Origin of the sequence: Microvirga rosea, assembly GCF_020595095.1 — a bacterium.
Lineage (GTDB): Bacteria > Pseudomonadota > Alphaproteobacteria > Rhizobiales > Beijerinckiaceae > Microvirga > Microvirga rosea.
Map to the genome: position 1 here is coordinate 572,653 of NZ_JAJDOP010000001.1, position 16,462 is coordinate 589,114.

Annotated in this window: 10 protein-coding genes; 5 read left to right on the forward strand and 5 right to left on the reverse strand. The window is 64.7% G+C overall.

Features of this window, described 5'->3' with window-relative positions; translation table 11 throughout:
- Positions 1 to 32 precede the first annotated feature (32 nt).
- The gene (locus tag LJD17_RS24205) at positions 33 to 2,102 is read right to left on the reverse strand and encodes a sensor histidine kinase (protein WP_227382538.1); all 2,070 of its coding nucleotides are present in this window, start codon (positions 2,100 to 2,102) and stop codon (positions 33 to 35) included.
- 145 nt (positions 2,103 to 2,247) lie between these two features.
- The gene (locus tag LJD17_RS02785; RefSeq protein ID WP_227382540.1) at positions 2,248 to 5,850 is read right to left on the reverse strand and encodes a PAS domain S-box protein; all 3,603 of its coding nucleotides are present in this window, start codon (positions 5,848 to 5,850) and stop codon (positions 2,248 to 2,250) included.
- 352 nt (positions 5,851 to 6,202) lie between these two features.
- Between LJD17_RS02785 and LJD17_RS02790 the strand changes: the two genes are divergently transcribed.
- Positions 6,203 to 7,330: a CAP domain-containing protein gene (locus LJD17_RS02790; protein ID WP_227382542.1), complete on the forward strand. Its 1,128-nt coding sequence runs from the start codon at positions 6,203 to 6,205 to the stop codon at positions 7,328 to 7,330.
- A 76-nt stretch (positions 7,331 to 7,406) separates the two neighbouring features.
- On the opposite strand, the gene LJD17_RS02795 is transcribed toward LJD17_RS02790, so the two are convergent.
- Together LJD17_RS02795 and LJD17_RS02800 are read right to left on the reverse strand one after the other, a co-directional pair.
- Positions 7,407 to 8,678: a sensor histidine kinase gene (locus LJD17_RS02795; protein WP_227382544.1), complete on the reverse strand. Its 1,272-nt coding sequence runs from the start codon at positions 8,676 to 8,678 to the stop codon at positions 7,407 to 7,409.
- 219 nt (positions 8,679 to 8,897) lie between these two features.
- The gene (locus tag LJD17_RS02800) at positions 8,898 to 10,130 is read right to left on the reverse strand and encodes an argininosuccinate synthase (protein WP_227382546.1); all 1,233 of its coding nucleotides are present in this window, start codon (positions 10,128 to 10,130) and stop codon (positions 8,898 to 8,900) included.
- 221 nt (positions 10,131 to 10,351) lie between these two features.
- Between LJD17_RS02800 and LJD17_RS02805 the strand changes: the two genes are divergently transcribed.
- Positions 10,352 to 10,978, forward strand: a complete 627-nt coding sequence (locus LJD17_RS02805; protein ID WP_227382548.1) for a 2-hydroxychromene-2-carboxylate isomerase — start codon at positions 10,352 to 10,354, stop codon at positions 10,976 to 10,978.
- 131 nt (positions 10,979 to 11,109) lie between these two features.
- Entirely contained in the window at positions 11,110 to 12,405 is a 1,296-nt protein-coding gene (locus LJD17_RS02810; RefSeq protein ID WP_406600750.1) for an MFS transporter, read from the forward strand.
- Here the strand turns inward: LJD17_RS02810 and LJD17_RS02815 are convergent.
- Positions 12,393 to 13,304 carry a LysR family transcriptional regulator gene (locus LJD17_RS02815; RefSeq protein ID WP_227382550.1) on the reverse strand — a complete coding sequence of 304 codons (912 nt, stop codon included), beginning with the start codon at positions 13,302 to 13,304 and terminating at the stop codon, positions 12,393 to 12,395. The two genes, LJD17_RS02810 and LJD17_RS02815, sit on opposite strands and share 13 nt — an antisense overlap.
- Before the next feature lie 116 nt (positions 13,305 to 13,420).
- Here LJD17_RS02815 and LJD17_RS02820 point away from each other — a divergent pair, with 116 nt between their 5' ends.
- On the forward strand, positions 13,421 to 14,416 hold the full coding sequence (locus LJD17_RS02820) for an aldo/keto reductase (protein WP_227382551.1): 996 nt from the start codon (positions 13,421 to 13,423) through the stop codon (positions 14,414 to 14,416).
- Positions 14,417 to 14,717: 301 nt separating this feature from the next.
- Entirely contained in the window at positions 14,718 to 16,418 is a 1,701-nt protein-coding gene (gene rpsA, locus LJD17_RS02825; RefSeq protein WP_227382552.1) for a 30S ribosomal protein S1, read from the forward strand.
- Positions 16,419 to 16,462: the final 44 nt, after the last annotated feature.

The following is a 16,462-nucleotide window of genomic DNA, read 5'->3' on the forward strand; positions in this document are numbered from 1 at the left end:
GGTGGGCATCCGCCGCACACCTCAGGCCGGCCTCAGGCGACCTGCCGCTCGGCCACTCCCAGCGGAATCGTCATCGTGCAGCGCACGCCCTCGCGGGCGAACCGGAGGTCGAGCTGCCCGGCAAGCTCGCCCGTGATGGTCTGGCGCAGGAGCCGTGAGCCGAAGCCCGGGGTCGGCTGCCTTTCGATGGGCGGCCCGCCCACTTCGCTCCAGGCGATGGTGAGAACTCCGCCGTCGTCCGACCAGCGAACCTCCACCTCTCCCGATGCGGTCGAGAGAGCCCCGTATTTGGCGGCATTCGTGGCAAGCTCGTGGAACGCCATGCCCAGGACGACGGCGGTTTTCGAATCGAGCTGGATGTCCGGGCCGCCCATGCGCACCCGCGGCGCGGCCGTCATGTAGGGCGCCAGTTCCGTTCCCAGAATCGTCGCTAGGGAGGCTCCCTCCCAGTGGGTTTCGTTGAGCAGGTTATGGGTGCGCGACAGGGCCAGAAGGCGCTCCTGGAACCGTTCCTGCGCCACTTCCGGCGGCATGCCCGAGCGGCTCGACCGCCAGGCCAGGGACTGCACCGTCGCGAGGGTATTCTTCACCCGGTGGTTCAGCTCGTCGATGAGGAGCCTCTGGCGTCGGTCGGCCTTCCGGCGCTCCGTGATGTCCTCGACCACGCGCACCGCATAAAGGAAGCGTCCCGACGGATCCAGGAGGGCCGTGCTGGTGACGCGGGCCCAGCCGCTGCCGCCGTCCTTGCGCCTGAATTTGCTTTCCGTGGTGTAGGTATCCAGTTCCCCCGCGACCTGCCGGGCGAAGAGGCTGAGATCGTCGTCCCGGCTGGCCGCGTCGGTGACATGGGCGAAATGCCGTCCGATCAGCTCCTCCCGGGAATGGCCGGTGAGCTGGCATCGCGCCCCGTTGACGGAAATGAACCGGCCGTCCCGGTCCACCTCGGCGATGCCCACCGCCGCGTTCTCGTGGGTGGCGCGAAGGCGCGCTTCGCTTGCCCGCAGATCCGCTTCCCGCTCCTGCAGCTCCCTCGACGCCGCCGCGAGCGCCGCGCCGACCCGGTCGACCTCCGCCAATCCGCTCGCCGTCACGGTGAGCGGCTCGCCGCGCCCGAGGTCCTGCGCCAGCGTGACGAGCCTTTCCACCGGCTTGGCGATGCCGCGCCCGACCTGCCACGCCATGGCGGCGCCGCCGGCCAGCAACAAGCCTCCGGCCGCCGCGAGATACAGGGCGGACCGCCATGCGGCTCCGGCGATCTCCGAGCGCGGCACGGCTACGATGGTCGACCACCCGGCGCCCGACGAACGCGACAGGGCGAGCAGGGTTGGAATTCCCTCGAGCGAGATGCTCTCGGCGACCTGCTGTTTGACCTCGGATTTCGCCCGCTGCACGTTTTCCGGGGTCGCGGGTTTGCCGACGAAACGGGCCGCGTCGCGGTTGCGCGCCACCACGGTCCCGTCGCGGTCCATGATCGTTCCGATCCAGGTGGGAGGAAACGCCTGGTCCGCAAGAATGCGGCTCACCGTTTCGGCCAGCATGATGATCGATACGTAAAGGTTCGAGCCGTCGTGGGCCGTGACGATGGTGTCGATGCCGACAGCCGGTTTCTGCGCCGCGACGCCCGTGAACAGGTTGCTGACCCTGATCGCCCCCACGGACAGCCCCTGCCGGTGGGCCTTGTCTTCCACAACCGGCAGAGGGGAGCCGGGCGGGAGCAGGGTGTTGACGACCTGCCTGTCTTCCTCGGCCACGACGATCCAGGTGCCGGGCAGGCGGATGGCGGCCCGCGCCCGGGTGTCGAACGTCGCATAATCCTTGTCGATGAGCTGAGGCGACGTGGACAGGGCCCAGAGCAGCGCCTCGGCCTGTCCGAACTGGCGGTCGACCACGAGGGACAGCGCGCGGGCCGTTTCCTGAAGATGCTTCTCGACTTCCTTTCGGTCGTGACGATAGCCCGCGTAGACGGACAGTCCTGCCGCCGCGAGAGCGGGGATCAGAAGAACGAGGGTGAGAAGCACCAGACGCGAGCGCAGGGAGGGAAGATACCGGCCGACGGCCTTCCATGGTTCGCTCCATCGTGACGCCGATACACTCTCACTCACGGATGATTGCTCCCCTGCCGAACGTCGTCGCCTGACGTAGATGGCGCAGCCGGCCAATCTTCACAACGGTGCACGGCAAGACTTGGGCGAAGGTTGCATTCCGGACGCTCCCCGGGGGCCGGTCGCGGCTCTTTCCGATAAGCCGTCACGTCACATGCCTTCGCATCACCCGGCGCATTACCCGGGAGACTTCGTCGATCGTATAGGGCTTGTGGAGCAGCTCGAAGCCGTGGCGGCCTTCTTCCGCCAGAACATGGCTGTAGCCCGAGGTGAGAATCACCGGGATATGCGGGTAGCGTTGCCGGATCTTCTGGCCGAGCTCGACGCCGCTCGTCCCGGGCATGACCACATCGGAGAACACCACATCGAACCGCCCCGCATCCTCCTCGAGCAGGTTGAGCGCCTCGGCGGCGTTCGTGGCCCACGTGGTGGCATAACCGAGATCCTGCAGCAGCTGGGTGGAAAACCGACCGACGTCGAGATTGTCCTCGACCACCAGGACACGGCATCCGCGCCCTTCCTCGGTCGGTTCCGTGCCGGGCCCATGGGGGCTAATCTCCGGCGCGACGTCGCGCTCCGTCCGCGGCAGGTAAAGGGTGAAGGTCGTGCCAGCCCCGATAACACTCTCGACCGCCACATCACCGCCGGATTGCTTGGCAAAGCCGTAGACCTGGCTTAGCCCTAGACCCGTCCCCTTGCCCACGTCCTTCGTGGTGAAGAAGGGCTCGAAGATCTGGTTGAGCTTCTCCACCGGAATGCCCGATCCCGTGTCGCTGATCGAAATCGCCACGAACTTGCCGGGGCTGCCCGCATGTCCGCGAACCGGCGGCATCCGGGACAAGGCGTCCACATGAATCCGGAGCGTTCCCTCGCCGTTCATGGCGTCGCGGGCATTGACGGCCATGTTCACGAGGGCCGTCTCGAACTGGGTGACGTCGGTCTCCACGAAGCAGCGCTCGCAGGCGATGTCCGCCACAATCCGAATGCGCGAACCCACGATGGTACGCAGCATATCGGTGACGGCCCGGATGCGTTCGGGCACGTCGAACACCACGGGCTTGAGCGCCTGCCGCCTGGCGAAGGCGAGAAGCTGGCCCGTGAGCTTGGAGGCGCGATCGACCGTGTCCGAAATGGCGTCGATATACCGGTTGCGCCGCTCCTCGGGCAGGTTGGGACGGCGCAGGAAATCGATCGATGAACGGATGATGGTCAGCAGGTTGTTGAAGTCGTGCGCCACGCCGCCCGTCAGCTGCCCCACCGCCTCCATCTTCTGCGCTTGGCGCAGGGCTTCCTCCGCGTGGCGATACTCGGTCACGTCGCGGCCAATTCCATAGAATACGCCGTCGCCCGGAACGCCAGTCCAGGAGATGATCCGGTAGCTGCCGTCCGCATGCCGGAGCCGGTCTTCAAAGTCCACGAGACGCTCGCCCTTGGCCAGCTTCTCGATGGCCTGCACCAGCCTCGGCCGATCCGCCGGATGAGTAATGTCCATCATGTGAGCGCTCAGCAGTGCGTCCTCGTCATAGCCGAGCACCCGCGACCATGCCGGGTTCACGGACCGCCGGATTCCGTCAAAACCGAAGACTCCCATGAGTTCGTTCGAGTTCTGCCAGATCCGGTCCCGTTCCTCTGTCCGCTCGGCGATCTCCCGTTCGAGTTCCTCGCGGGAGCGCGCCAGCACCTCTCGGGCTTCGACGATTTCCTGAATGTCCGTGCAGGTGCCGAACCAGCGGGTGATGCGGCCCTGGTCGTCGCGCACCGGCTGAGCCCGGCCCAGAACCCAGCGGTATTGTCCCGACCGGTGCCTCAGCCGATACTCGATCCTGTAGGGCTCTCCCGTCGCGAGGCAGTGCCGCCAGGTGGCCCAGGTGCGCTCCCTGTCATCGGGATGGAACATTTCGGCCCAGGCAGCGCCGTCCGTCGCGCCCTCGGGTACGCCGGTGAAATCATACCAGCGCTGATTATAGAAATCGTGATAGCCGTCCGGCCGCGTCGACCAGACCATCTGATCGATGGAGTTGGCGATTGCCTGAAAGCGCTCTTCGCTCTCCCGCAGTGCCGTTTCCACCTCCCGCCGCGCCGTGAGGTCGATCGTGACCACCAGGAGATTGCTGCTTTGATCCGCAAGGCGGCTGAGGCGGGTCACGCTGCTGTTCGCCCAGACCGCTGTGCCATCGGGCCGCAGGTAGCGCTTGTCGAGCGTGGCGGGCTCTCCGGTTTCCAGGGTTTGCGCCACCGCGCTGAGGCTCGGGATGGCATCGTCCACGTGGGTGACATCGGAAATTCGGCAGCCCAGAAGCTCCTCGCGGGAGCGCCCCAGGATGCGGCAGAGCTCGTCGTTCACTTCCACGAAGCGACCGTTCGAATCCACCTCCGACAGGCCGACGGTGGCCTGAGCGAAAATCGCGCTGAGGCGCGCTTCACTGAGCCGCAATCTTTCCTCGGCTTCCTTGCGGTCCGTGATGTCGAGGACGAATTCGACAGTCTCGCGGCCAATCCTGCGGGCGGCAAACAGCCCCCACCAGCGGGATCCATCCTTGCGGAAATACTGTTTTTCGTAAGGGGTGGATTCGCCGTGGAGGGCCACCTCCTGGAGGGCCTGCAGAGAAGGAGCATAGAATTCTTCGGGCGTGAGCTCGCGCCATGTCTTGCCGAGCGCTTCTTCACGTTTGAATCCGGTCATGCGCAGGAAGGCGTCGTTCGCCTCGGACAGGATGAAATCCTCATCCCTGAACATCACTCCGACGGTCCTGATCGCGAAAGCGCCCTGGAGGCGCTCCTCGCTGCGGCGGAGGGCCTCCTCCGCGCGCTTGCGCTCCGTCAGATCGAGCATGGAGCCGATCATCCGGACGGCCCGTCCCTGTCCGTCGCGGATGACGAATCCCCGGTCATACACAAAGGCTTCCGATCCGTCGGCACGCAGGAAGCGATACTCGGCGCTCCAGTGTTCCCCGTCGGCCGCAACGACCGATTCGAGGGTCGCGGTCACGCGCATCCGGTCGTCGGGATGGATATGCTCCCGCCACCAGGCTCCCTCCGTCTCGGTCTCGGGATAACCGAAGAGAGTCGCAAGGGCCTCGCTCCACCGAATGCGGTCGGTTGCGAGGTCCCAATCCCAGATCGTGTCGTTGGTGGCCCTCGCCGCCAGCCTGTAACGCTCTTCCGTGTCCCGCAGCGCCGTTTCGCCCCGGCTTCTTTCCAAGGCGACGCCCAGGAGGTTCGCAAAGCCCTGCATGAACGCGATATCGGCCTCGCTGAACCGGCTTTCGCCCGGGCTATCCACCTCGATCACACCGAAGCGCCCACCCCTGGAAGCAATCGGAACGTTGATCGAGCGCTTGATGCCGTGTTGAACAAGCGCCTGCGGTGTCCGGAAGTGGTCTTCCTGCGTCAGGTGAGTGGCGATGACCGGCTCATGACGGCGGAATGCATATCCGGCCGGGCTTTCCGGATCGGCTCCAGTTCGGGACCCGATGACGTCGGGCTTCCAGCCGACTCCGGCCCTGATGATGAACCGGTCCTCATCGGGCAAATACTCCATGACCTTGCTGAAGCGGGTCCGCATTCCTTCGGCGCAAAGGCGGGTCGCCTCCTGCAGGAGAATGCCGAAATCCCGCGTCTCAAGCGCGAGGCTCCCGAACCGGGCCAGCACCTCCTGCTGATGGAGGCGATAGGCGAGTTCGTCGGCCGATGCCTGCGCCCGGTTGGCGGCATTCGACGTGGAGGCTCGCGGTTGTTCATACGTCATGCTGATCGCTCGCTTTTCTGCGAGTTCATGTAACGCATGAGACGGCGCTGGGTCCCGGAGACAGGCGCCCGAGGTCAGGAATCTGGTTCCTGCGGGTGGGTGCGGGGGCGAATCCCGCCTCGAAGCCGTGCTCTCCGAAACCGGTACGCGGAAGCATCCGCCAGCGGAGCGGTTCCTCAGGCAGGAGCGGAAGGTTTCGGCGCAAGGGGACAGAGTTGCGCCTTCCGCTCGAGAGCAATCACATTGTCAACACATTGAATGGCCAAGTCCTTGGAGCTTTTGCGCAGTTGAAATCAGTCGATTCGCTTTTGCGGAATGTAGGCCTAAGAAGTTTTTCCAAGGGAATACGATATTGACGACTCCCACTAATCTCGAAACTCTTTTTTTACAGCTGATCAACGTGGCACGTGCCAATACGGGCGCGCGGGCTCTGACGTTTGACGGCGAACTTCTTGATTCGTCCGATGCGCACAGTGCCTGGATGGACGCGACCGACACCTTCTCCCATACGGGCGTGAACGGCTCGAGCCCCGGCGACCGCATGGCGTCCGCGGGCTACGGCGCGCAGGGCTGGGGCGAAAACATCGCCTATGTGAGCGGCGACCTGACCGAGGCCACCGTTCGTCAGCTGCACACCAATCTCATGAACTCGCCGGGCCATTACGCGAACATCGTCAACGGCTCGTTCGAGGAGATCGGCATCGGCCTCAAGGAAGGCACCATCAACGGCTACAAGGTCGTGTTCGTCACGCAGAACTTCGGCACCCCGAACGCCACCGAGCGCGCCGAGCCCGACGATGTCGGCACCGTGACGCCCCCGCCGACGGGTGGGACCATTATGGGCACCAGTGGGAACGACGTGCTCGCCGGGACGTCCGGGAACGATGCCATGTACGGGAGCACGGGCAACGATACGTATTACATCAACCAGACCGGTGACAAAGCCTACGAGCTCGCCGGGCAGGGAACCGATACGGTGATCAGCACCATCAGCTATTCCCTCGCCGGGCAGGTGGTGGAGAACCTGACGCTGACCGGCAGCGTGAACCTGAACGGCACCGGCAACAGCCTGGGCAACACGCTCATCGGCAATGCCGGCGCGAACACCCTGAGCGGCGATGCCGGGCGCGACGTTCTCAACGGCAAGGGCGGGCAGGACATCCTGATCGGCGGCGCCGGCAACGACACCTTCGTGTTCGATACCGCACCGGATGCCAATGGCGATACGATCAACGATTTCGTCCACGGCGCCGACCGGATCAGCCTCAAGGCCATCGATGCGAGTACCCGCGCGGCGGGCGATCAGGCCTTCACGTTCATCGGCGCGCAGGCCTTTCACAAGGTTGCGGGGGAGCTGCAGGCCTATCAGGCGGGCGGTAACACCTATGTGGCCGGCGACGTGAACGGCGACGGCGCGGCCGACTTCGCCATCAAGATCCTCGGCGTTCACAGCTTCGCCAAGGCGGACTTCGTTCTCTGACCACAAAGCCCCCGGCTCAAACCGGGGGCTTCGCATCATCCGCGAGGGCGTGCCGGAGGAGGCCCGGTGACGGGATCTATCGCAGAGGAAACCGTAGGACGAAGCGTGTTCCCTCGGCCGTCTCTTCGGTGATGGTCGCTCCGAGCTGAAGCGCGAGGCTCGACACCAGCCTCAGGCCGGAACGGGAATGCGGATCGGCGTTCGGAGAGGTGATGCCGATGCCGTCATCGGACACGGCGAGCGTGCAATCGCCATCCTGGTTCCCGTACTGCACCGTGATCCGTCCGGTCCGTCCCTGGGGGAACGCATGCTTGAGGGCGTTCGTCACGAGTTCGGTCGTGATCAAGCCCACGGTGACCGCCTGATCGAGGCCGATCTCCCCGTCCTGAGCATCAACCTCGATCGTGACGCGGTTGCGCTCCGGGCGAAGCTGCAGCAGGTTCTCGCACAAGGTTCCGAGATACCGGCGGATCGGCATACGGGACAGCTCATCGGACGCATAAAGGGCATCGTGCACGAGCGCGATCGCATCGATCCGCCCGAGAATGTCCGCATAGGTCTGCCGGATATCCTCGGAGCCGCATTGCCGCAACTTCAACCGGACGAGGCTCGAGATCACCTGGAGATTGTTGCGGACCCGGTGGTGAACCTCCCGGAACAGCTCGTTCTTCTCCTCCAGCGCACGCTCGAGCTCGGCCGTGCGCTCGCGGACGCGCCGCTCCAGCTCGGCATTGAGGTTCTCCAGTTCCGATCGAGCGATCTTCAGGGACGCGTCCTCGATCACCTCCCATGCGCCCTGCCGCCGGGAAATCGCGAATTGGTGGTTCCGGACGACCTCGATCACGTCGCTGGGCCGGCATCGTCCGAGGCAGTAGCTGCACAGGGCCAGGATCGGCTGGGACGAGAAGCGGGTGTTGACCTTGGCCTCATAGTCGGCGAACTCGTCGAAGCCGTCGCATTCGAGCCAGAAGGTGTTTCCGGTCAGCCGCAGGCCCGAATAGCCTTCGCTCACTGCGGTGCGCGCCCGGCCAAGCCATTGCTCCACGGTCTCGTCAGGGTCGAGATTGCCCGCGCGCAGATACCAGTTCCGGTAGTCAATGATCTCGATCTGGCCGCTCTTCTCGCGCCGGTCGAGATCAGGCACGGCCGCCCGCAGGGAATCGCGGGCATCCTCCCGGTTGAACGGTTCGGACGTGACCCATAGGCACTTCTCGGAGTTTTCCAGGCCTGCCTTGAAGAAGGGCACGAGTGCCTCGGCCAGGTCATGGCGATCCTCATAGAACTGGCAGAAGTGAGTTCCCCAGGCCAGATCGCCGACGGCCGCAATGCCGCTCGGAGCGCGCGTCATGGAGATCTCCTTGAATGCTTGTCTTGAAAGGCCTGCACCGAGGGCAATCCTTGCCGTCGGGAGGCGCCGATGATCGACCACAATAGCCCCAAGCTTCCGCTGCGTCACCTGTTCCGGTGTTGCCGGGAGGGTGCCTGGGGAACGAATCTCCCAAAAAAGAAAGGCCCGGGGACGGCCCGGGCCTTTCGATGTCGTGAAACGGGAGGCGCCTGAGGCGTCCTACAGCCCCAGCTTCTTCTTGCGCTGAGCGAGGGTGCGCAGGCGCAGGGCATTGAGCTTGATGAAGCCGGCGGCGTCGCGGTGGTCGTAGGCGACGGCGCCTTCCTCGAAGGTCACCAGCTCCTGGTCATAGAGAGAGTAGGGGCTCTCCCGGCCGATCAGATGCACGCCACCCTTGTAGAGCTTGAGCTTCACTTCGCCGGTGACGAATTCCTGCGACTTGTCGATCATGACTTGCAGCATCTCGCGCTCGGGCGAGAACCAGAAGCCGTTGTAGATCAGCTCGGCGTATTTCGGCATCAGCTCATCCTTCAGGTGAGCCGCGCCGCGATCGAGGGTGATCGATTCGATGCCGCGATGGGCGAGATAGAGAATCGTGCCGCCGGGCGTCTCGTACATGCCGCGGCTCTTCATGCCGACAAACCGGTTCTCCACGAGATCGAGACGGCCGATCCCGTTGATGCGCCCGAGCTCGTTGAGCTTCGCCAGCAGGGCCGCGGGTCCCATCTTCTGCCCGTCGATGGCGACGGGGTCGCCTTTTTCGAACGTGATGGAGATCACGGTCGGCTTGTCGGGAGCCGATTCCGGATCGTTGGTGCGCGAATAAACATAGTCCGGCACTTCCGCCGCCGGGTCCTCCAGCACCTTGCCCTCGGAGGAAGCATGCAGGAGGTTGGCGTCGACCGAGAACGGAGCCTCGCCGCGCTTGTCCTTGGCGATCGGGATCTGGTTCTGCTCGGCGAACGCAATCAGCGCCTCGCGGGAGCGCAGGTCCCATTCGCGCCAGGGGGCGATGACCGTCACGTCGGGCTTGAGGGCATAATAGCCGAGCTCGAACCGCACCTGGTCGTTGCCCTTGCCGGTGGCCCCATGGGCGACGGCGTCCGCGCCGACCTTTTCGGCGATCTCGATCTGCTTCTTGGCGATCAGCGGACGGGCGATGGAGGTGCCGAGGAGGTAGAGCCCTTCGTACTGGGCATTCGCCCGGAACATCGGGAACACGTAATCGCGCACGAATTCATCGCGCAGATCCTCGATGAAGATGTTCTCCGGCTTGATGCCGAGAAGCTCCGCCTTCTTGCGGGCCGGCTCCAGCTCCTCGCCCTGGCCGAGATCGGCAGTGAAGGTCACGACCTCGCAGCCATAGGTGGTCTGCAGCCACTTGAGGATGATGGAGGTGTCGAGGCCGCCGGAATAGGCGAGCACGACCTTGTTCACGCGCTTGTCAGCCATGGGAGAATTCCAAGAAATAAAGGACCCGGGCGACTTAGAACGGAAGCTTGGGCGGCGCAACCGCGCATTTTCCGATATGCGCCCAGAGCATTCCGGGTCGGAGGTGGCGCCGCTGTCCCCGGAAGGCCCGATGGACTAGGGAAAACCGTCATGCGGCGGGATCGGCAAGGGGGAAGCCGATTGCAGCCCCGTCCGGTCCATTGCGAGAGCCCCTGTCAGCCATGCCAAGGCCTAGTGTCGAATTCTGGTACGAGTTTTCCTCCACCTATTCCTACCTGTCCGCCATGCGCATCGAGGAGGCCGCCGAAGCGGCCGGAGTGACGGTGCTCTGGCGTCCGTTCCTCCTCGGGCCGATCTTCGGCGCTCAAGGGTGGAGCACGTCTCCCTTCAATCTCTACCCGCTCAAGGGCCGCTACATGTGGCGCGACATGGAGCGGGAGGCCGCGCGACTGCGCCTTCCCCTCTGCCGCCCCAACCCTTTCCCGCAGAACAGCCTCCTGGCCGCGCGGATCGCCCTTGTGGGCCTCGACAGGGGCTGGACGCCGGACTTCACCCGCGCCGTCTTCACGGCCGAGTTCGGCAAGGGGCGCAATATCAGCGATCCGGTCATCCTGTCGGAGATCCTGACGGCGATCGATGGCGATCCGGAAGCCGTCCTGGCCGCGGCGGAGTCGGAAGCGACGAAGGCGCGCCTGCGCCGGGTGGGGGAAGAGGCCCAATCCCGCGGCATCTTCGGAGCGCCCACCTTCCTGGCGGAGGACGGCGAAATGTTCTGGGGTAACGACCGGCTCGATCAGGCTCTCACCTGGGCCGTCGAGCGCGTGCGGCGCTCCGAGTGGCCCATGTGACGTCGAAAATTCCCTGATTTCCTCTGCCGATGGGACCTCGCCGCGCATGAGGCGTTGACGGTCAGATCCGCCCGAACCGCACCATCGACCGATCTTTTACGCAACCGATCTTTCACGACTGGAATGCCGCCATGCTGATGAAGCACGATCCCGCCGACCGCAAGCATCGCCTGCGCTCCATCCTGGGCGGATCGGCGGGCAACATGGTCGAATGGTACGACTGGTACGTTTATTCGGCCTTCACCCTTTATTTCGCTCCCGTCTTCTTTCCCAAAGGTGACCAGACCGCTCAGCTCCTCGATGCCGCCGCCATCTTCGCGGTCGGGTTCCTGATGCGGCCGATCGGGGCCTGGATCATGGGCATCTACGCGGACCGGAAGGGCCGCAAGGCAGGCCTGACGCTCTCCGTCACCCTCATGTGCCTGGGATCGCTCACCATCGCGGTGACGCCCGGTTACGCCACCATCGGAGCGGCGGCGCCCATCATCCTGGTGCTGGCCCGTCTGGTCCAGGGCATCAGCGTCGGCGGCGAGTATGGGGCAAGCGCCACATACTTGAGCGAAATGGCCGGCAAGGACCGGCGCGGCTTCTACTCGAGCTTCCAATACGTGACGCTGATTTCCGGGCAGCTTCTCGCGCTCGCCGTGCTTCTGGTGCTTCAGGCGACCCTCGCGCCCCATGATCTCGAGACCTGGGGATGGCGCATTCCCTTTGCCATCGGCGGCGTTTTGGCGGTCTTCGTGTTCTACCTGCGGCGGGGACTGGCGGAAACGCAGTCCTACAAGAACGCTCAGGAGACCAAGGAGGGTCGCTCCGGCGGGTTCGAACTCTTCCGGCGCTATCCGCGTGAGGCGTTCACGGTGCTGGCACTGACGGCGGGCGGGACGCTCGCCTTCTACGCCTACACCACCTACCTGCAGAAATTCCTGGTCAATACCTCGGGCTTCAGCCGCGAGACGGCAAGCCAGATCACAGCCGCGGCCCTGTTCGTGTTCATGCTGCTCCAGCCCGCGGCCGGCGCCCTGTCGGACAAGATCGGCCGCAAGCCCCTGATGGTCGGCTTCGGCATCCTGGGCGTGCTGTGCACCTATCCGATCTTCTCGACCTTGAGCCGGACGACGGATCCGTACATGGCCTTCGCCCTCGGACTTGCAGCCCTGGTGATCGTCACCGGCTACACCTCCATCAACGCGGTCGTGAAAGCGGAACTGTTTCCGGCTCATATTCGGGCCCTCGGCGTGGCGCTTCCCTATGCGCTCGCCAACACGATCTTCGGCGGCACCGCCGAATGGGTCGCTCTCAAGTTCAAGGACGTGGGCATGGAGAGCGGCTTCTTCTGGTATGTCACGGTGCTGATCGGGCTCTCGCTCATCGTGTATCTGCGCATGAAGGATACCCGCACGCACAGCCTCATTCACGAGGATTGAGCCGGGCTTTTCGGGCTCTTGATGAAATCGACGAAGGCCCGCAACGGCGCGGGCATGTGTCGGCGGCTCGGATAATAGAGAAAGGGCCCCGAGAACGTCTCGGACCAGTCCTCCAGCACCGGTTCCAGGGCCCCGCTGGCAATGGCCGGCGCCAAAAAGCCGTCGAAACTGTGAATCAGCCCTAGCCCTTGAAGGGCGGCGCTGAGCTCGAGATCGAAGGCCGTGGCGACGAGGGGGCCGGACGGGCTGATGCGAATGGTTTCTCCGTTGCGCTCGTATTCCCAGGGCAGGGTGCGCCCGCTGGCGAAACGGTGGCGGATGCAGCTGTGCCCGAGCAGATCCCTGGGATGTGACGGCCGCCCCCGGGCCGCCAGATAGGCCGGGGAGGCCGCGGTGACGAAGCGCTGAGTGCGGGGGCCGACCGGAATGGCGATCATGTCCTGCTCCAGCCTCTCGTCGTAGCGGATCCCCGCGTCGAAGCCTGCGGCCAGCACGTCGATGAAGCTGTCCTCCGCCGCGACTTCGAGGACGATTCCCGGATGGCTGGCGAGGAAGGGCCCGATGATGGGCGGCAGGATCAGGCGCGCCACCACGGTCGGAACGTTGAGCCGCAGAGTGCCTGTCGGGCTGTCGCGGAAGCTGTTCACCGCATCGAGGGCCGCCGCGACCTCGCCGAGAGCCGGGCTGAGGCGTTCGAGCAGCCGCTCTCCGGCCTCTGTCGGCGTGACGCTGCGGGTCGTGCGGTTCAGGAGCCGCACGCCCAGCCGGGCTTCCAGGCGACGGAGCGCTTCGCTCAAGGTGGACGCCGAAACGCCGCGCAGCCGCGCCGCGTCCCGGAAACTGCGGGCGCGGGCGACCGCTGCGAATGCGTCGAGGTCGGCGAGGGCGATATCTTTCATTGTGCGAATTTCCGTACGGCCTGTACGCATTGTGCCGGATTATCGCACGCTCTGGAAAGGCCCATAATCCATCCGTTCCATTCGGGCGGCATGAGCCGCGATCAGGGAGAATCCAAATGCAATATCGTCAACTGGGCGCGGCCGGCCCGCGCGTTTCGGCCTTCGGGCTCGGGTGCATGGGCATGTCCGGCATGTACGGCCCCGCTGACCGTGCGGAAAGCATCGCGACGATTCACGCGGCGCTCGAGGCGGGCATCACGCTTCTCGACACCGGTGATTTCTACGGCATGGGCCATAACGAGATGCTGATCGGCGAGGCCCTCAAGGGCCGCAACCGGGACCAAGCCCTGATCAGCGTGAAGTTCGGAGCCTTGCGCGATCCGGTGGGTGGCTGGGTCGGCTATGACGCCCGTCCGGAAGCGGTGAAGAACTTCCTGTCGTATTCCCTGCAGCGTCTGGGTGTCGATCACATCGATATCTACCGCCCGGCGCGGCTCGATCCCCGGGTGCCGATCGAAGACACGATCGGGGCCATCGCCGATATGGTGAAGGCGGGCTATGTCCGGTCCATCGGATTGTCCGAAGTCGGCGCCGAGACGATCCGCCGGGCCGCCGCCGTGCATCCGATCTGCGATCTGCAGATCGAATATTCCTTGATCTCCCGTAGCGTGGAAGACGCCATCCTGCCGGTCTGCCGGGAGCTGGGAATCGGCATTACGGCCTATGGGGTTCTGTCCCGCGGGCTGATCAGCGGGCACTGGCAGAAGAGCCAGCTGGCGGCCGGGGACTTCCGAGCCTTCAGCCCCCGTTTCCAGGATGGAAATGTCGACCGGAACCTCGCCCTGGTCGATGCGCTGCGGTCGGTGGCCGAGGCCAAGGGCGTGAGCGTCGCGCAGATCGCCATCGCATGGGTGGCCGCGCGAGGAGACGATATCGTGCCCCTCATCGGCGCCCGCCGCCGCGACCGTTTGGAGGAGGCCCTGGGCGCCCTTCAGGTGCGGCTGACGCCGGAGGACTTGGCCCGCATCGAGCAGGTCGTGCCCAAGGGCGCGGCGGCCGGGGACCGTTATCCGGCACCCCAGATGGCCCACTTGGACAGCGAGCGGACCTGATCCGCCTTAATGGGCCGGAAACTCTTGTGAACAAGCCGGAAAGGCAGTACATAAGGGTTCATCCGACAGGACAGAAGCGGTTGACTGAACGTGAGGGTGCGTGATGCGCGCCCTTGCGGTGTTTCCGTAAAAGCTTGGCGGATTAAGCGTTTCCATCCGTCGAGAATACGCCGGCCCGCTCTTGAAGCGGTATGCCTTGGATTTGGCCCTGAGGGGGCGTCCCTGGCAGCGGCGGCTGGAAGCGGTCCGTAACACGAGCCGCCGGCGTTGCCCCTTAATCGAGGGCCATTCAGGAGAACATATGTCTGCAGCTTTGCAACAGCCGAGCCGTGAAGATTTCGCGGCCCTGCTCGAAGAATCCTTCCGCACGTCCGAGATCAACGAAGGCTCGGTCGTGAAGGGCAAGGTGGTCGCGATCGAAAAGGATGTCGCGGTCATCGATATCGGGGCGAAGACCGAAGGTCGCGTCGCTCTCAAGGAATTCGCCGGCCCGAACCGCGACCAGACCGTTGTCGTCGGTGACGAGGTCGAGGTCTATGTCGAGCGCATCGAGAATGCGCTGGGCGAGGCCGTCATCTCCCGTGACAAGGCCCGCCGCGAAGAGTCGTGGGTGAAGCTCGAGAAGGCCTTCGAGGCCCAGGAGCGCGTCAACGGCGTGATCTTCAACCAAGTGAAGGGCGGCTACACCGTCGATCTCGACGGCGCCGTGGCGTTCCTGCCGCGTAGCCAGGTCGACATCCGTCCGGTCCGCGACGTCACCCCGCTCATGGGCGTGGCCCAGCCGTTCCAGATTCTCAAGATGGACCGCCGCCGCGGCAACATCGTCGTGTCGCGCCGCACGGTCCTCGAGGAAAGCCGCGCCGAGCAGCGTTCCGAGCTCGTGGCGAACCTCGAAGAGGGTCAGGTCATCGACGGCGTGGTCAAGAACATCACCGAGTACGGTGCGTTCGTTGATCTCGGCGGCATCGACGGCCTGCTGCACGTCACCGACATGGCATGGCGCCGCGTCAACCATCCGTCCGAGGTCGTAACCATCGGCCAGACGGTGAAGGTGAAGATCATCAAGATCAACCACGAGACGCACCGCATCTCGCTGGGCATCAAGCAGCTCCTGGCCGATCCGTGGGAGGGCATCGCCGCCCGTTACCCGGTTGGCGCCAAGCTGAAGGGCCGCGTCACGAACATCACCGATTACGGTGCGTTCGTGGAGCTGGAGCCGGGCATCGAAGGCCTGATCCACGTGTCCGAAATGTCCTGGACCAAGAAGAACGTCCACCCCGGCAAGATCATCTCCACCTCGCAAGAGGTTGAGGTCGTGATCCTCGAGGTCGATCAGGTGAAGCGCCGCATCTCGCTGGGCCTGAAGCAGACCCTGCAGAACCCGTGGGAAGCCTTCGCCGAGAAGCACCCTGTCGGCTCCATCGTCGAAGGCGAGGTGAAGAACAAGACCGAGTTCGGTCTCTTCATCGGTCTCGAGAACGACGTCGACGGCATGGTCCACCTCTCGGATCTCGACTGGAACCGTCCGGGCGAGCAGGTCATCGACGAGTTCAAGAAGGGCGACATGGTGCGTGCCCAGGTTCTCGACGTGGACGTCGAGAAGGAGCGCATCTCGCTGGGCATCAAGCAGCTCGGCGGTGACCCCTTCGCGGAAGCCGGCGAGATCAAGAAGGGCCAGGTCGTCACCTGCGAGGTTCTCGAGGTGAAGGACGGCGGCATCGAGGTGAAGATCGTCGATACGGATCTCACCACCTTCATCAAGCGCAACGAGCTTGCACGCGACCGTGGCGATCAGCGCCCCGAGCGCTTCGCAGCCGGCGAGAAGGTCGATGCCCGCGTGACCCAGTTCGACCGCAAGGCCCGCCGCGTCACCCTCTCCATCAAGGCCCTCGAGGTCGCGGAGGAGAAGGAAGCCATGGCCCAGTTCGGTTCGGCCGATTCGGGTGCCTCGCTCGGCGACATCCTCGGCGCGGCCCTCAAGGCCCGCACCGACAAGAAGTGATCGGGCGGCTCGCCGCTTGATCATCCTCGGATCTCCGGGGATTT